The sequence below is a fragment of the Enterococcus casseliflavus NBRC 100478 genome (assembly GCF_001544095.1).
GTDB lineage: Bacteria > Bacillota > Bacilli > Lactobacillales > Enterococcaceae > Enterococcus_D > Enterococcus_D casseliflavus.
On the sequence record NZ_BCPT01000019.1, the window covers coordinates 34,926 to 51,086 of the forward strand.

A 16,161-nucleotide genomic window follows, 5' to 3' on the forward strand; every position below is an offset into this window, starting at 1 on the left:
CGAATAAAAGACAACCGAGCGTTATTTCCAGCTTGTCCAGACTATTGGCATAGGGTAAAATGGAAAGAAAGTGTTGGTGGAGGGAATCATGCCAGAAAAGGAAATTGTGTTCGGGGAAAAAGAAGCGGGAAAACCATACAAATCACGCTACGGGGCGTATGTCGTTCTTCCAAATGAAAAAAATGAAGTGATCTTGGTGCAAGCACCCAACGGCGCCTATTTTTTACCAGGCGGTGAAATTGAACCAAATGAAAGCAAAGAAGAAGCGATCCAGCGAGAATTAATAGAAGAACTTGGATTTGAAGGAGAGATCGCTGAGTATCTAGGGGAGGCAGTTGAATACTTCTATTCGCGCCATCGCGACACGTTTTACCATCACCCCGGCTATTTCTATTTAATGACCAAATGGAAAAAAGTCTGTGAACCGACAGAAGAAACCAATCAGTTGTCATGGCACACGCCAGAAGAAGCGATCCAACGATTGAAACGCGGCAGCCATAAATGGGCAGTTGAACAGTGGTTGGCAAAATAAAAAAGTCAGGCTTCCGATAAAATGGAAACCTGACTTTTTTTACACTTAGTTATTTGCTAAAACATACTTGTTGATTACTTCTGCCACACCATCTTCTTCGTTTGAAGCAGTTAGGACATCTGCGGCATTTTTCACGTTTTCAGTAGCATTGGCCATCGCCACACCGATACCAGCATATTCCACCATGGTTAAATCATTTTCATTATCGCCGATCGCCATGACTTCTTCTTGTTTGATGCCTAAGTGCTCCGCCAATTTTTTGACAGCAGCTCCTTTATGGGCTTGTTTATTTAGGACTTCCAAGAAGTAAGGAGCACTTTTAACCACATTGTAGTTGTCGGTCAAACTACTCGGCAATTGTGGGATGATCTGATCCAGTATTTCGGAATCATCGATCATCATCATTTTGATGATATTCAAGTCAGCAGTCATTTCTTCTGGTGTCCGATATTTCAATGGCATGTTGACTAAGAAGGCTTCATAAATCGTGTAAGGACTGATATCGCGGTTAGCGGTATACATGGTATCCTCAGTTTCTACATGAAGGTGAACCCCTAATTTTCTCGCAGTCATCTCAACAAAGAGATAGTCATCTTGGGACAAGCCGAATTCAGAGATGATCTCTTGATTTTTGGTTTTTTGAACCAAAGAGCCGTTGTAGGTAATCACGAAATCATTGTCCGTAAATAAGTCTAGTTCCTTCAATAAATCTTGGACACCAGTTAAGGGGCGTCCCGTACACAAAACGATGCGCACGCCTTGTGCTTCTGCGTCTTTTAATGCTTTGTAAACTGCTGGAGTGATCTTGCGGTCGTTGTTCAGCAGGGTGCCATCGATATCGATGGCGATCAGTTTGATACTCATAAGTTCCTCCTAGTGGCTTGGTTTGATCAAAGCACCATTGCGAATGTGCTTGGCAAACTCTTGATACGTCTCTCCAAATAAATCATAGTGATTTTGGATGTTGGGGTCAATCATTTCTTTTGGAAAATAAAAGCGTTGGTCACCTTGGGTTTGTCCTGCTAAGGCTGCAACAAGTTGACTGGCTTGGGATAATTCTACAAGGGAACCATCTTTTTCCTGTAATTCGATCTGTGTCCGATGCTTACCAGAAGTTGGTCGATAAAAATCATAAGGCAGATCGAAGCTTGAATTGATGGCAGTATAGTAGCGGGGATTGAAGCCGACTTTTTCCACCAGTCCCTGCATTTCTTCAATCATCGGCAACTGCGTCTCATCGTCAAAGCGAGCGGATTTTAGCGGTTTACGATTTAAGAACCGCTTGGCTAAATCGCTGAGGATCGGATCATTCTCTTCCGTCCATTGGGTAAAGTAGGTATTCAACACGCCATCGTCGAGTTTCAAGTATTCATCTAAAGTGAATTCTTGTTTTAAAAATGGGAGAAGCAGTTGCGAATGGCTTTGAAACATTTCCTGATCCACTTGATAAAGTTCTGCAGCACGATCCAGCAAGTGGGCTAAGATCACTTCCATCCCTCGAGAACTCGCATGGAAATAAACTTGCACATACATTTGGTAACGACTGACGATGTAGTCCTCCACAGCGTGCATGCCATTCATAGAAAAAGCAATACCGCCTTCGTACGGACGAATCACTCGTAAAATTCTGGTCAGATCAAACGTGCCGTATTCAGTGCCGGTAAAATAAGCATCGCGCAGCAAGTAGTCCATCCGATCAGCATCGATTTGACTGGAAATCATTTGAACGACTTGGGGATTTGGATAGGTTTTAGTGATGACACTTGCCACTTTCTCAGGAAATCCAGCCTCCACTCGGTTCAATATCTGATGAACTTCCGTTTCAGGAGAAGTGATGATCGCCACTGTGATGGCTTCATGGTCTGTATGGAAAATATGCTCAAAGGTGTGGGAGTATGGACCATGGCCCACATCATGAAGCAATGCTGCACACAAGGTCACTAAACGCTCCTTATCATCCCAGCCGTTCGGTCCAACTTTTTCAATCGAATAATTGCGTTGGAAAATATCGCAAATGCGGCGGCTGATTTCATAAACCCCCAAGGAGTGAGAAAAGCGGCTGTGTTCTGCTCCGTGAAAGGTGAAAGAAGCAGTCCCTAGTTGTTTGATTCGTCGCAAACGCTGCACTTCTTTGGAATTGATCAAGTCTAAAATCACTTGGTGCTGCACATGGACATAGTTGTGAACAGGGTCACGAAACACTTTTTCTATCGCTAAGGTTTGATATTTATATGGTAGGCTCATCGCTAAACTCCTTTATTGGTTGGTTTCGCTTTTCCATGCCAGCTAAGCGTTGCTGCATTTGTTCGCTAAGGTTATTCTCTGAAAGCCATTGATCCAGTGATTTAAGCGGATATAGAGATTGGTCTGTGATCAAGGAAAGCAGGGCTTTTTGCAAGCGGTCAATCACCTCTTGTGTGGTAAACTTACGGCCGAGGGCTGCTTCTAAAGTGGTCATGCTCGCAGGATTGACGGCTGGATAGCCATCTTTACCAAAGCGCTCTTTCAAACCTGCTTGGTAAAAACGACGAACGAGAGAACCGCGGGCTGGTTGGTCGCCATTGATGCTCAGATACATCATGACAGCCACGCCATCTTTGATCCGTCGTTGTGCTGTACCAGCAATTTTTTTTCCATCAATACTCAGGTCATAGGTGCCTGGGCAATACGAGTCAGCAATTTCATAAGCCAAAATCGTCCGCTCAGGAAAGGCGGTTTGCAACAATGTCGCCATCATTTCATAGGCTGCATCCGTAGTGGCAGCCAAATGTTTAGGGAAAATGAGGGAGACATTCAAAATACCGGCATCATTGATGACCCCAAGCCCGCCTGAGTTGCGGATGATCGAGGCATAGCCAGCTTCTTTCAAAACCTGCAGACCAGCTGTCAAAAAAGGCAACCTGGTATCTTTCATTCCTAAAATCATCGTATCGGACAACTGCCAAAAATGACAATAAACTTGTTCCTGTTTGCCAGCAGCTTCGGTGGCAACATCGGTGAAGGCAAATGGCTCATAAGGATTGTGGATACGTGGTAAGGTTTGATCCATTATATAGATAGTCAAATCGGTTAAACTCCTTTAAAAATACCTGTTATCCTTATTATATACGATTCTTGGAAAATTACTTGGAGAAAAGAATGAAAACTTGCTTTTGTTTTCGCTTTTTTATTTTCAATGAAGAAATAGACCAAGGAGAATCAACTGAAATGATTGACAAACGAATGAAAAAAAGCAAGAATGAAACTGAAATCTTCAAAGGAGGCACACGTACATGCAAGAATTATCAAAAGGAATCCCAATCTCGATTCATTTAACAACCAATGTACGACAAGCAGGGGAAACAGAGAACTTTCTGTTTGATCTGCAAGGACAAGCAGTCAAGATCGGTGATACCTTATATATCCGTTACAAAGAGATCCAGCCAGACGGTACCGACGTTCCCGTCACGATGAAAATCATGCCAGACGGATTGATTCAATTGATTCGCTCAGGGGAAATGCGCATGCGCTTGAAATTTTCTTATAAGGAACGTTTAGAGACGAGCTACCAAACCCCGTATGGCTTGATGATGTTCCACACCTTCACCAATCATTTGCACGTTAGCTTGAAAGACCGTCCATATTCGGGAAAGATCGATATCGATTATGACTTGTTCATGGCTGCTGACAAAGTCGGCGAATACAAACTATCTTTAGAATTTACCGCTTGATCAAAGGGAAATTGAAAGAAAAAATTGCAATTTGAGGCGTAATTTTGTATGATTAGGAGTAGACTGTGAAAGGACGTGTCCCGTTTGGAAATTAATGTATTTGAAAGTGTAAATAAAAACGAATTGTCGATGATTGAAGTTGCCCATGCGATTTTAGAGCAGCGCGGTGACGTGATGGATTTTTCTGATTTGGTCAACCAAATTCAAAACTATCTTGAAACTTCAGACAGCGAGATTCGTGATTCATTGGCGCAGTTTTATACAGACTTGAATATCGACGGTAGTTTTATTTCTTTAGGCGACAATCGTTGGGGCTTACGTTCATGGTACGCCATTGATTCGATCGATGAAGAAGTCAACCATGGCATCGAAGACGAGGATGAAGATACACCACGTCGTCGCAAACGTAAAAAAGTCAATGCCTTTATCAACGATGATGAAGACGCAATCGATTATAACGATGATGATCCTGAGGATACTGATTTGTCAGATGACGAAGAAGATGATCTCTTTGATGATGATGATGACGAGGATGAAGAAATCTCGGCATACAATTCAGACTTGCAAGAAATCGGCGCCGACAATAGCACCGATGATGAAGAAGAATTACCTGACAGCATTGAGGAAGATCTAACCATTATCGATGACGATGATGAAGATGATTTTGCGGATGAAGAGGAAGAAGAGGAGTAATCCTCTTCTTTTTTTCGCCTTTGGGCTGCAAGCAGCTTTTAATCGCTGAAGGACGATTTCGTCTTCTTACATAGATACAAATAAAAAAAGGAACCGCATCAGCGGTCCCTAAGTGCTTTTGAATTATTGATTTGAATCGAGTATACTTGTAACGAAAAGAAAAAACGCGCCTTGAGGGAATCGAACCCCCGTCTCAAGAACCGGAATCTTACGTGATATCCACTACACTAAAGGCGCGAAGCACAAATATTAGTTTAACCAATTTCAGTGAAAAAAACAAGAGGTAGAATGATGAAATTTCAACAGCAATTTTCACAACAACAAAAACAGACGCAAAAGCTTGCTATGACGCAGAAATTACAGCAATCAATCCTAGTGCTGCAATTTTCTGCAGACGAATTATTGTCCTTCATAGATAACCAAGCATTAGAAAATCCATTGATTGATCTGGGGGAATATGATTCGCCCATCACACCAAGCAAGAGCAGCGGCTCATCAGAACAATTGATGGATTATTTAAGCCAGATCCCTGACCAGCATACGTCTTTATTCGAATACCTCATCGATCAAGTGCATTTAAACTACCGAGATACCTTCTTGCGGACGATCGTTTTATTTTTAGTCGAGTACATTGATTTAAACGGCTTTTTGACGATTGACTTGGAAGAATCTGGAAAGCTTGTTGGTGGGACCCCGATCCAAATGCTCGATGCCTTGACCTTGATCCAGCAGCTAGATCCAGCAGGCGTCGGTGCCCGTGATCTAAGAGAGTGTTTGATGCTGCAAACGGAAAGAGATGACTATGCGCCGCCAATGGCCTATCTCATTTTAGAAGAATTTTTTACGGAAATGGCAGAGCGCAAGTGGGACAAAATCAGCAAAGCGCTGCAGATTCCCTTAACTGAGATCCAAAAGGTCTTTGATTATGTTCAAACATTGACCCCCACACCAGGGGCTGCGTTTGGGTCAACGGATGGGCTTTACATCGTTCCTGACCTGCGAGTGACGGTTGAAAAAGGACAACCGATCGTGAAATCAAACAAACGCGCCTTACCAGAGGTTCGCTTTCAGCAGCAGTACTTTGACCAATTGAAGCAAAGCGGTGATCCGGAGGTCTTAAGTTATTTAGACAATAAAGCCCAAGAGTTCGAGTGGCTAAAGAAGACCTTGCAACAACGAGGCGATACCATCTATCGTGTAGGCGTGCAGATCGTTGCACGGCAAAAGGAGTTTTTCACTCAACCAGATCGTCCATTAAAGCCATTGGTTTTAAGAGAAGTTGCCGAAGAGTTAGGGATTCATGAATCAACGGTCAGCCGGGCAGTCAATGGGAAATACTTGGAGACCTCCTTTGGGGTGTTTGAATTAAAACTATTCTTTGGACAGAAAGTTTCGACGCAAGAAAGCGGTGATGACCTGACGACGGCATCGATCAAACAGCAGCTAAAAGCACTGATCGATGAAGAAAATAAAAACAAACCATTGTCAGACCAAAAGTTGACAGATGCCCTCAAAGCCCAAGGCATCGATATTTCTAGACGAACGGTGGCAAAGTATCGTGAAGCCATGAATATCCCTGGTTCTTCCAAGCGGAAACGATTCGAGTAAAGCAAAACTTACTATTAACGATGAGTAGGGAAGGCAGCAAAGCCTTTCCTTTTTTTATCGATCCTTTCCTCATTTTCATTTTTGACGATTTTATGAAAAGCAAGATTTTGTGACTGAAATAGTTGCGTATCAAGGCGATAAGTGCTACTATTATTGGTGTAGGAAACAGATTTAAATTTTTTTTGCAATCGATGGGTCATTTTAAGTCATTGTAGGACGAAAATTGTCCAACGGGAGGATATAAAATGCTCGATGAATTAAAATTGATTGAGGCAATCACCCCGGATATTCTCGCTGTACTCCAAGAACGTTACCGTATCTTAAGAAATATTTATTGGATGCAGCCCGTTGGCCGCCGGACACTTTCGGAAAGTTTATCAATGACGGAACGCGTGTTGAGGACGGAAACAGATATCCTTAAAAAGCTAAAACTGATCGACTCTTCAAAAAGCGGCATGCAATTGACCGCCTATGGAGAAGAAGTGTACACAAAGATCGGTGCACTGATGGATCAGCTGTTCGGAATGCACCAAATCGAAAAACGATTATCAGAGACCTTTGGCATCGAACGTTGTTTGATTGCGAGCGGCGATGGTGATCGACAACCGAAAGTGATTGCTGAATTTGGTCAGTTGCTGAATGAATCGTTGGATCTCTTATTGCCAGAAGGCAAAAACACCATCGCAGTGATGGGAGGGACGACAATGGCGAAAGTTGCCGAGGAATTGGGCAATTTGGAAACCGCCAAACGTCATAACTTGTTTGTTCCAGCCCGTGGCGGTATCGGAGAATCAGTCAACGTGCAAGCAAATTCAGTCAGCTCAGTAATGGCGATGCAGACAAATGGCGATTATCGCTCCTTGTTTGTACCAGAACAATTAAGCATGAACACCTACGAGTTTCTCTTGAAAGAACCCGCCATCGTTGATGTCTTAAACTTGATAAGTCAAGCAAATTGTGTTATTCATAGTATTGGACGGGCGTTGCATATGGCGGCTCGAAGAAAAATGTCAGAACAAGAAATTCTGATGTTGAAACAAAAAAATGCAGTTGCAGAATCCTTTGGGTATTTCTTTAACGAAGCAGGTGAGGTCGTTTACAAAGTTCCTCGCATCGGACTTCAATTAAAAGATTTGCAAAAAGTCCCAATCATTTTTGCGGTCGCTGGCGGACAATCAAAAGCCAAAGCGGTCAATGCATACATGAAAAATGCACCAAAACAAACCTGGCTCATCACCGATGAAGCTTGCGCAAATGAGATTTTAAAAGGGGCAACCCTTTAAAATAAATATTTTTATGATTTTCATAAGGAGGAAATCTTAAATGACAGTTAAAGTAGGTATTAATGGATTTGGACGTATCGGACGCTTAGCATTTCGTCGTATCCAAGAAGTAGAAGGAATCGAAGTTGTGGCTATCAATGACTTAACAGACGCTAAAATGTTAGCTCACTTGTTAAAATATGATACAACACAAGGACGTTTCAACGGTACAGTTGAAGTTCACGAAGGTTCATTCAATGTGAACGGAAACGAAATCAAAGTTTTAGCTAACCGCAACCCTGAAGAATTGCCTTGGGGCGAATTAGGTGTTGAAATCGTGTTAGAATGTACTGGATTCTTCACTTCTAAAGCAGCTGCTGAAAAACATTTAACAGCTGGTGCAAAACGTGTAGTTATCTCAGCTCCTGGTGGAAACGATGTTCCAACAATCGTTTACAACACAAACCATGAAACTTTAACAGGTGAAGAAACAGTTATCTCTGGTGCTTCATGTACAACAAACTGTTTAGCTCCTATGGCGAAAACATTGAACGACAAATTTGGTGTGATTGAAGGATTAATGACTACAATCCACGCTTACACAGGTGACCAAATGACTCTAGACGGACCACACCCTAAAGGTGACTTCCGCCGTGCCCGTGCTGCTGCTGCAAACATCGTGCCTAACTCAACTGGTGCTGCTAAAGCGATCGGCTTAGTAATCCCAGAATTGAACGGCAAATTAGATGGTGCTGCTCAACGTGTTCCTGTTGCAACTGGTTCATTAACTGAATTAGTTACTGTTCTTGACAAAGAAGTAACTGTTGATGAAATCAATGCAGCAATGAAAGAAGCTTCAAACGAATCTTACGGTTACAACACAGACGAAATCGTTTCTTCTGATATCGTTGGTATGACTTACGGTTCATTATTTGATGCAACTCAAACAAAAGTTATGACTGTTGGCGACAAACAATTAGTTAAAACTGTTGCTTGGTACGACAATGAAATGTCATACACTGCACAATTAGTACGTACTTTAGAATACTTCGCTAACCTATAAGAGTTGCGAACGACTTTAATTTAAACCATCGCAAGAGAAAGCGGGGAAGCATCGCGCTTCTCCGCTTTTTTTAACAATTATGCTAGGAGGAATCTGTTCATGGCGAAAATGACAGTTCAAGATATCGATTTAAAAGATAAAAAAGTTCTTGTACGTGTGGACTTCAACGTTCCATTGAAAGATGGAGTGATCGGAGACGATACACGGATCAAAGCAGCATTACCAACAATCAATTATGTTATCGAAAACGGCGGAAAAGCAATTCTTTTCTCACACTTAGGTCGTGTGAAAGAAGAAGCAGATAAAGCTGGAAAATCTTTAGCGCCAGTTGCGAAACGTCTAGGCGAATTGTTAGGCAAAGAAGTAACTTTCGTGGATGAAACCCGTGGCGAAAAATTAGAAGCAGCGATCAACAACATGCAAGATGGCGATGTCGTTGTTTTTGAAAACACTCGTTTCGAAGACATCGATGGCAAAAAAGAAAGCAAAAACGATCCTGAACTAGGTAAATACTGGGCTTCTTTAGGCGATGTTTTTGTAAATGATGCCTTTGGTACCGCACACCGCGCACACGCTTCAAACGTAGGGATCGCTTCAACAGGTATCCCAACAGTTGCTGGTTTCTTAATGGAAAAAGAAATCAAATTCATCGGTGAAGCAGTCGAAGAACCAAAACGTCCAATGATCGCGATTCTTGGTGGAGCAAAAGTATCTGACAAAATCGGCGTAATCGAAAACTTGATTCCTAAAGCAGACAAAATCTTGATCGGCGGCGGAATGACGTATACGTTCTACAAAGCAAAAGGTATGGAAATCGGTAATTCTCTTGTGGAAGCAGACAAAGTAGAATTAGCAAAAGAATTGATCGAAAAAGCTGGCGATAAATTAGTATTACCAGTTGATTCAATCACTGCTGCTGAATTTTCAAATGATGTCCCAACAGAAGAACATACTGGTGATGTTCCTGAAGGACAAATGGGCTTAGATATCGGACCTGAAACTATCGCTTTGTTTGCTGAAACATTAAAAGGCGCAAAAACAGTTGTTTGGAACGGACCTATGGGTGTGTTTGAAATGTCTAACTTCGCAAACGGTACGATCGGTGTTTGTGAAGCAATTGCCAACCTTGAAGATGCAACAACGATCATCGGTGGCGGTGACTCTGCAGCTGCAGCAGAACAATTAGGTTTTGCTGACAAATTTACCCACATCTCAACAGGTGGCGGTGCCAGCCTTGAATTGCTAGAAGGAAAAACACTTCCTGGCCTAGCTGCGATCAACGATAAATAATCAATGACAAGCCGTGCAAAGGATCTCCTTTGCACGCTTGATAACGAAAAGGAGTGCCAGAACATGCGCAAACCAATTATTGCCGGAAACTGGAAAATGAACAAAACTGCGAAAGAAGCAAAAGAATTTGCTGAAGCAGTCAAAACAAAAATTCCTAGCAACGATACAGTTGACTCTGTGATCGGTTCGCCAGCTTTATTCTTAGAAACATTAGTGAATGCTGCTGAAGGAACAGAATTAAAAATTGCTGCTCAAAACAGTTACTGGGAAAATGAAGGTGCCTTTACTGGCGAAACTTCACCAGCAGCTTTAGCAGATCTAGGTGTTGACTATGTCATCATTGGCCATTCAGAACGTCGTGAATACTTCCATGAGACAGATGAAGACATCAACAAAAAAGCCAAAGCAATCTTTGCAAACGGCATGATCCCAATCCTATGCTGTGGTGAATCTTTAGAAACCTATGAAGCTGGCAAAACAGCGGAGTGGATCGAAGGACAAATCACTGCTGGCTTAGACGGTTTAACAGACGGTCAAGTAAGTAATCTTGTGATTGCTTACGAACCAATCTGGGCGATCGGTACTGGTAAATCAGCGGATGCAAACATCGCAGACGAAATTTGTGGCGTTGTCCGCAAAACCGTTGAAAAATTATACGGCAAAGAAGTTTCAGACAGCGTACGTATCCAATACGGCGGCTCTGTAAAACCTGAAAACATTGCTGAATATATGGCAAAAGAAAATGTTGACGGAGCATTAGTTGGCGGCGCAAGCTTGCAAGCTGATTCATTCCTAGCATTATTAGATGCTGTAAAATAATTTCATTTTCATGAAAATAACATTTGCAGAATCGTCATTTTTTCACTACAATTAAGTTGTTCGCAAGGGGCATTCCCCTTAAGATAAAACAAACTCAAAGGAGAGACAAAACATGTCAATTATTACTGATGTTTACGCACGCGAAGTCTTAGACTCACGTGGTAACCCAACTATCGAAGTAGAAGTCTACACAGAATCAGGTGCTTTCGGCCGCGGAATGGTTCCTTCAGGAGCTTCAACAGGTGAACACGAAGCAGTTGAATTACGTGATGGCGACAAAGCTCGTTATGGCGGTAAAGGTGTAACGAAAGCAGTTGACAATGTAAATAACATCATTGCAGAAGCTATCATCGGCTACGATGTACGTGACCAAATGGCTATCGATAAAGCAATGATCGCTTTAGACGGAACTCCTAACAAAGGCAAATTAGGCGCAAACGCGATTCTTGGTGTTTCTATCGCTGTTGCTCGTGCAGCTGCTGATTACCTAGAAGTACCTTTATACCACTACTTAGGCGGATTCAATACAAAAGTATTGCCAACTCCTATGATGAACATCATCAACGGTGGTTCTCACTCTGACGCACCAATCGCTTTCCAAGAATTCATGATCTTGCCTGTAGGCGCACCTACATTCAAAGAAGGCTTACGTTGGGGTACTGAAGTATTCCACGCTTTGAAATCAATCTTGTCTAAACGTGGTTTAGAAACTTCAGTAGGTGACGAAGGTGGTTTCGCTCCTCGTTTTGAAGGAACTGAAGACGGTGTTGAAACAATCTTAGAAGCAATCAAAGCTGCTGGTTTAGAACCAGGTAAAGACGTATACCTAGGATTTGACTGTGCATCATCAGAATTCTACGAAAACGGTGTTTACGACTACTCTAAATTTGAAGGCGAAAACGGCGTAAAACGTACTGCTGCTGAACAAGTTGACTACTTAGAAGAATTAGTTAACAAATACCCAATCATCACTATCGAAGACGGTATGGATGAAAACGACTGGGATGGTTGGAAACTATTAACTGAACGCTTAGGCGACAAAGTTCAATTAGTAGGGGATGACTTGTTCGTTACAAATACTGAAATCCTTGAAAAAGGAATCAAAAACGGTATCGGTAACTCAATCCTTATCAAAGTTAACCAAATCGGTACATTGACTGAAACATTCAATGCTATCGAAATGGCGAAAGAAGCTGGTTACACTGCAGTCGTTTCTCACCGTTCAGGTGAAACAGAAGATTCAACAATCTCTGATATCGCAGTTGCAACAAACGCTGGCCAAATCAAAACTGGTTCTCTTTCACGTACTGACCGTATTGCAAAATACAACCAATTGCTACGTATCGAAGACCAACTTGGTGAAGTTGCTGAATACAAAGGATTACAAGCATTCTACAACTTGAAAAATAAATAATCTGGTAATGTAAAAGCAGCTATACCAATTTTTCAGAAATGATAAAATTAGTGTAAAAAGTGTTTCTACTTTTATGTTCTAGTATTATTGCTAAGTGCCTTTCTTATGTCAACTAATGACATGAGAGGGGCATTTTTTTATGCACTATGAACGATTAGTAAAGGAATACTTGTTAGAATTGAAATTGGAAAATTATTCAAAAAGAACGATTGAGTCTTATGAACAACATCATCGAAAATTTATAGACTATTACAGAAAAGAAATTAGTTCACCGCTTTTAATTGAAGATGTTTCGAAAATTCATTATAAGTTGTTCATCAGTTTTTTATTGGATTGCCAATTAAAAAGTAGTTATATAAATGCAATTTTAAAAACTCACAAAGCTTTCTGGAACTATTTAGTAGCTGAGAAAGTAGTCAAAGTTAGTCCTCTGGAAACGATAAGGTTATTAAAGGAAACAAAGCCATTATTAACTACATTCAATGATAAAGAAGTAAAGGATATGCTGAATGTGTGGAAATTTGATACCTATTTAGGAGCAAGAAATAAGTGTATTATTGCTCTTTTAGCAGATACAGGTATACGTGTATCTGAACTATTAAATTTAAAGGATACAGATTTAGCTGAAAACTATATCCGAATATTAGGAAAGGGGAGTAAATGGCGAGTAGTGCCAATCTCATCTGAATTAAATTATTTTATTACTCGATATAGAAGGATTCGAGATAGTAATTTTTATACACTTAGAAATTATCACGGCAAAACAAGGAAATTAGATGAACAGCTATTTTTAGGGAAAACAGGAAGAAAAATTAAAACGGTGACGAATATTGAATTGATATTGAAAGAAACAGGTAAGAGGGTAGGCGTTAGGGCAACTGTTAGATGCAGTCCCCATACGCTAAGGCATTATTGGACGGTAAAGAATTTGCAGATGGGTCAAGATATTTTTACAAAAAGTAAGATGTTGGGGCATTCCAAACTAGATACAACGAAAATTTATATCAGTAGTATCACGGATGAACAACTAGTAGATAAAGCGGTAAAGACAAGTCCTTTGGGTAGTATACTTTAAATTAGTAGTCAAATTCAGGAGAAAATGCTTAAATAGTGTTCTCCTTTTGATTTTCATATATTTAATCACTTGTGATTGTGTGTTCTACAAATTTGCAACCTCCAAATTATGATGCTATAAAGGACCCTAGCAGGGATACTTTTATAATTAGTATCCACCATAAATCCTATTCTATCAATATTTTATTTTTGATTTATAGGGAGATGGATACTTATAGTCTATTTCTATAGAAAAGTATCCATAAATAGTGCATCTTAGGGAGGTAATTTATGGGACAAAAAATGATTAATGTCAAACCGATAAAAAATAAGGAAACGCTAATTCAATTTGGAAAAGAATTACAAAAGGGCAAACACGGAAAAAGAGATTGTTTGATTATGGCAATTGGAATAAAGACAGGGTTACGGATTTCAGATATATTGAACCTGAAGGTATCTGATGTGAAAAACAAGACGCAAGCAGAAATTATTGAAATAAAGACTGGTAAAAAAAGAACTCTTCATCTGAAATCATTAACATCAAACATTATTGATTATTTAAATACAGAACATAGTGCGGAATCTGAGTGGCTATTTCCAAGTCCAACAGATAGTAGTAGACATTTAGCCAGTCATCAGTATTATAAAATCTTACAGAAAATTGCAGATAATCTAGGGTTAGATTATATTGGCACACATACACTTAGAAAAACATTTTCCTACTTCTTTTTAAAGCAAAACAAAGGGGATATTGTTACGCTGATGAAGATTTTAAATCATAGTAGCCAAGCAGTTACGCTTAGATATGCAGGGATTGAAGAGGAAGATATAAAAGCTAAGCTTGAAGACTTTGACCCATTTAAGTAAGTAAAAGCACAATCATTTAAGATTGTGCTTTTTTCTTGTCTTTTTTTAATTGAACAGTATTATACTTTTCCTTATTCAAATAACTTTGAAAATACAAGTTATCTGCATTATCATACTCAGTTTTATTATCAGAAATATAAATGGCATCTTTAGAATTTTTGTGTAAGGTTAAATAATAGAAGAAATCAACTATACAGGGAATTGCTTGTAACTTATATTGATTATTTTCTTTCACAAAGTAACAAAGTTCATTAGAATCATTCAGAAAAATCAAAATATCATTTCTAATGAGAGTGCTATTATTTTCTAGATTTCTAAATGATACATCTGCTAAGTTGGATTGTATTGCTGGGATAAATTCTTTATTAGGTAGTGCAAGAATATCTACAGTATCTATAGAAGTTGTATAGTATTTTTCTTGTAGTATATCTGAAAAAGAAGCTACTCTAATTGGGAATTTAGTCAATTCGTTGACGATAAAATGGGCAAAATATTTTCTGTCTTGTTCATGAATTAATTGATTGACTCGCATATTTGCAAGCTTTTTTATAACTTTATCATTGTTATAGTTATATTTGCCTGAGGCATATACTGAAAGATAGAGCTGTTTGTTTTTATATGGTGAATCAATTACTTGAATTTTATTGATATACAAGCCAATTGTAACCAAAAATTGAACGACCATTGACTGCAAGTCTAAATCTTTCATATGTTTCAAGTCATAGTTATTAACATAATAGAAGTGTTTATTTAATTTTCCTCTAGATATTATTTTATTCTTTTTTAAGGTCTTTAATCGTGACTCTAAGCTGATGCGATTGCATTGTAACAGCTTAATCAAGGTGTTTTCATATATTCCGTTCGATTGAGCAATGATATCTAATAATTCCTCATAATCAATAGCCCGATTGTTTACAATAAGTGTGTTCATGTTCGCTCCCTCCTATAATTTATCTGTTTTATTTTTAAAAGTATCCATTCTCGTAACTATCCATTAGTAACCCAACACTCATAACTATCCATTTTCATTTCTATCCATCATTTGGTGATGGTATTCAGATAGAAAATTTTTCCATTTTTTGCTTATGCAGCTGTTTTGGAAAATTCACGGAGGTTTCCATTGTAATTTCTCCGAATTCACCTCATAAATGACATAGTTTTCAAAAAGTTATCACAAAAGTTATCATTTTGTTATCATTTGATTTTTTGAAAAAACCTCTTTTTTAGGGTTGATGTAGGGATTAGGTAAGGTATGAAAATCAATAGATGTAGGGGTTATGAAGGGGGGCATAATTTAGTAAAGTATACCTGGTTTACGAAAATATCTATCTTATAAGTATCCTTTAAAAATTATCCCACGCCTACATTACCCCTTCATTATAACATCCGTTTCTTAGTACTGGAAATTTGAGTGTTGTGTGTAAGTCTACTTGTCTATAAAAGTGATGTATGATTAATAAATTAGTGTTATTTAGATTTTTGTGTATTCTAATTCTGTAACACTTATTATTTATAGACACAAAAATAATTTATTTGGAAGTAGAAATTGTATAATCTTGGTATCAAAAAGAATCTAGGTGAAAGTATGAAAGAAATGGTCCTCAGGGATACACTTGATTAAAGATTTACAGCAATTGAGGTATTACGACCGATTAGTTATGATTATAACAACTACTGAAAGTCCAAGACTTGTTCCGTTTGTCATAAAAAAGTCTCCGTTATTAGTTATTTTATTGTTTTCCGAAAATATATCTATTTTAAACTGTTTTACAAATCCTAGCGTTTCTTATTGGTTATAAAACATTACTATAACAGTGTTTTCTACTGACTTTAAAGGTAAATAATAGAAA

15 protein-coding genes and 1 tRNA gene are annotated in these 16,161 nt (G+C 39.3%); 11 read left to right on the top strand and 5 right to left on the bottom strand.

Annotated features, from left to right (window positions below; all coding sequences use genetic code 11):
* The first annotated feature begins 88 nt into the window (after positions 1–88).
* On the top strand, positions 89–532 hold the full coding sequence (locus tag ECA1_RS14145; protein ID WP_060792833.1) for an NUDIX hydrolase: 444 nt from the start codon (positions 89–91) through the stop codon (positions 530–532).
* Between the two features lie 45 nt (positions 533–577).
* Here the strand turns inward: ECA1_RS14145 and yidA are convergent, their stop codons facing one another.
* From yidA to ECA1_RS14160, 3 genes are read right to left on the bottom strand one after another with little or no spacing between them, the layout of a single operon-like run.
* Positions 578–1,396: a sugar-phosphatase gene (yidA, locus tag ECA1_RS14150; RefSeq protein WP_060792834.1), complete on the bottom strand. Its 819-nt coding sequence runs from the start codon at positions 1,394–1,396 to the stop codon at positions 578–580.
* 9 nt (positions 1,397–1,405) lie between these two features.
* Positions 1,406–2,776, bottom strand: coding sequence for an HD domain-containing protein (locus ECA1_RS14155; protein ID WP_010749809.1), 1,371 nt, complete (start codon positions 2,774–2,776; stop codon positions 1,406–1,408).
* Positions 2,760–3,581 carry a lipoate--protein ligase family protein gene (locus tag ECA1_RS14160; protein WP_060792835.1) on the bottom strand — a complete coding sequence of 274 codons (822 nt, stop codon included), beginning with the start codon at positions 3,579–3,581 and terminating at the stop codon, positions 2,760–2,762. The genes ECA1_RS14155 and ECA1_RS14160 overlap by 17 nt, the downstream gene beginning before the upstream one ends.
* A gap of 223 nt (positions 3,582–3,804) precedes the next feature.
* On the opposite strand from ECA1_RS14160, the gene ECA1_RS14165 reads away from it, so the two are divergent.
* Positions 3,805–4,242: a YwiB family protein gene (locus ECA1_RS14165; RefSeq protein WP_005228669.1), complete on the top strand. Its 438-nt coding sequence runs from the start codon at positions 3,805–3,807 to the stop codon at positions 4,240–4,242.
* Positions 4,243–4,326: 84 nt separating this feature from the next.
* Complete coding sequence (gene rpoE / locus ECA1_RS14170; protein WP_060792836.1) at positions 4,327–4,935, top strand: DNA-directed RNA polymerase subunit delta; 609 nt, start codon at positions 4,327–4,329, stop codon at positions 4,933–4,935.
* 165 nt (positions 4,936–5,100) lie between these two features.
* On the opposite strand, the gene ECA1_RS14175 is transcribed toward rpoE, so the two are convergent.
* A tRNA-Arg gene (locus ECA1_RS14175) sits at positions 5,101–5,172 on the bottom strand.
* A gap of 51 nt (positions 5,173–5,223) precedes the next feature.
* On the opposite strand from ECA1_RS14175, the gene rpoN reads away from it, so the two are divergent.
* The 8 genes from rpoN (at position 5,224) to ECA1_RS14215 (ending at position 14,311) form a co-directional block, all read left to right on the top strand.
* A complete protein-coding gene (gene rpoN / locus ECA1_RS14180; RefSeq protein ID WP_172462581.1) occupies positions 5,224–6,543 on the top strand; it encodes an RNA polymerase factor sigma-54 in 1,320 nt (439 codons plus the stop codon).
* 245 nt (positions 6,544–6,788) lie between these two features.
* The gene (locus tag ECA1_RS14185) at positions 6,789–7,826 is read left to right on the top strand and encodes a sugar-binding transcriptional regulator (protein WP_005228675.1); all 1,038 of its coding nucleotides are present in this window, start codon (positions 6,789–6,791) and stop codon (positions 7,824–7,826) included.
* Positions 7,827–7,866: 40 nt separating this feature from the next.
* Entirely contained in the window at positions 7,867–8,868 is a 1,002-nt protein-coding gene (gene gap / locus ECA1_RS14190; protein ID WP_008380858.1) for a type I glyceraldehyde-3-phosphate dehydrogenase, read from the top strand.
* Between the two features lie 99 nt (positions 8,869–8,967).
* A complete protein-coding gene (locus tag ECA1_RS14195) occupies positions 8,968–10,158 on the top strand; it encodes a phosphoglycerate kinase (RefSeq protein WP_005234355.1) in 1,191 nt (396 codons plus the stop codon).
* Between the two features lie 63 nt (positions 10,159–10,221).
* Positions 10,222–10,977, top strand: coding sequence for a triose-phosphate isomerase (gene tpiA / locus ECA1_RS14200; protein WP_060792838.1), 756 nt, complete (start codon positions 10,222–10,224; stop codon positions 10,975–10,977).
* A 112-nt stretch (positions 10,978–11,089) separates the two neighbouring features.
* Positions 11,090–12,391 carry a surface-displayed alpha-enolase gene (gene eno, locus ECA1_RS14205; protein ID WP_005234360.1) on the top strand — a complete coding sequence of 434 codons (1,302 nt, stop codon included), beginning with the start codon at positions 11,090–11,092 and terminating at the stop codon, positions 12,389–12,391.
* A gap of 139 nt (positions 12,392–12,530) precedes the next feature.
* Positions 12,531–13,466 (top strand): tyrosine-type recombinase/integrase, encoded by a 936-nt coding sequence (locus tag ECA1_RS14210; protein WP_060792839.1) that lies wholly within the window; start codon positions 12,531–12,533, stop codon positions 13,464–13,466.
* Positions 13,467–13,735: 269 nt separating this feature from the next.
* Positions 13,736–14,311 (top strand): tyrosine-type recombinase/integrase, encoded by a 576-nt coding sequence (locus tag ECA1_RS14215; RefSeq protein WP_060792840.1) that lies wholly within the window; start codon positions 13,736–13,738, stop codon positions 14,309–14,311.
* A gap of 16 nt (positions 14,312–14,327) precedes the next feature.
* Here ECA1_RS14215 and ECA1_RS14220 read toward each other — a convergent pair whose 3' ends face one another.
* On the bottom strand, positions 14,328–15,242 hold the full coding sequence (locus tag ECA1_RS14220) for a hypothetical protein (RefSeq protein ID WP_060792841.1): 915 nt from the start codon (positions 15,240–15,242) through the stop codon (positions 14,328–14,330).
* Positions 15,243–16,161 lie beyond the last annotated feature (919 nt).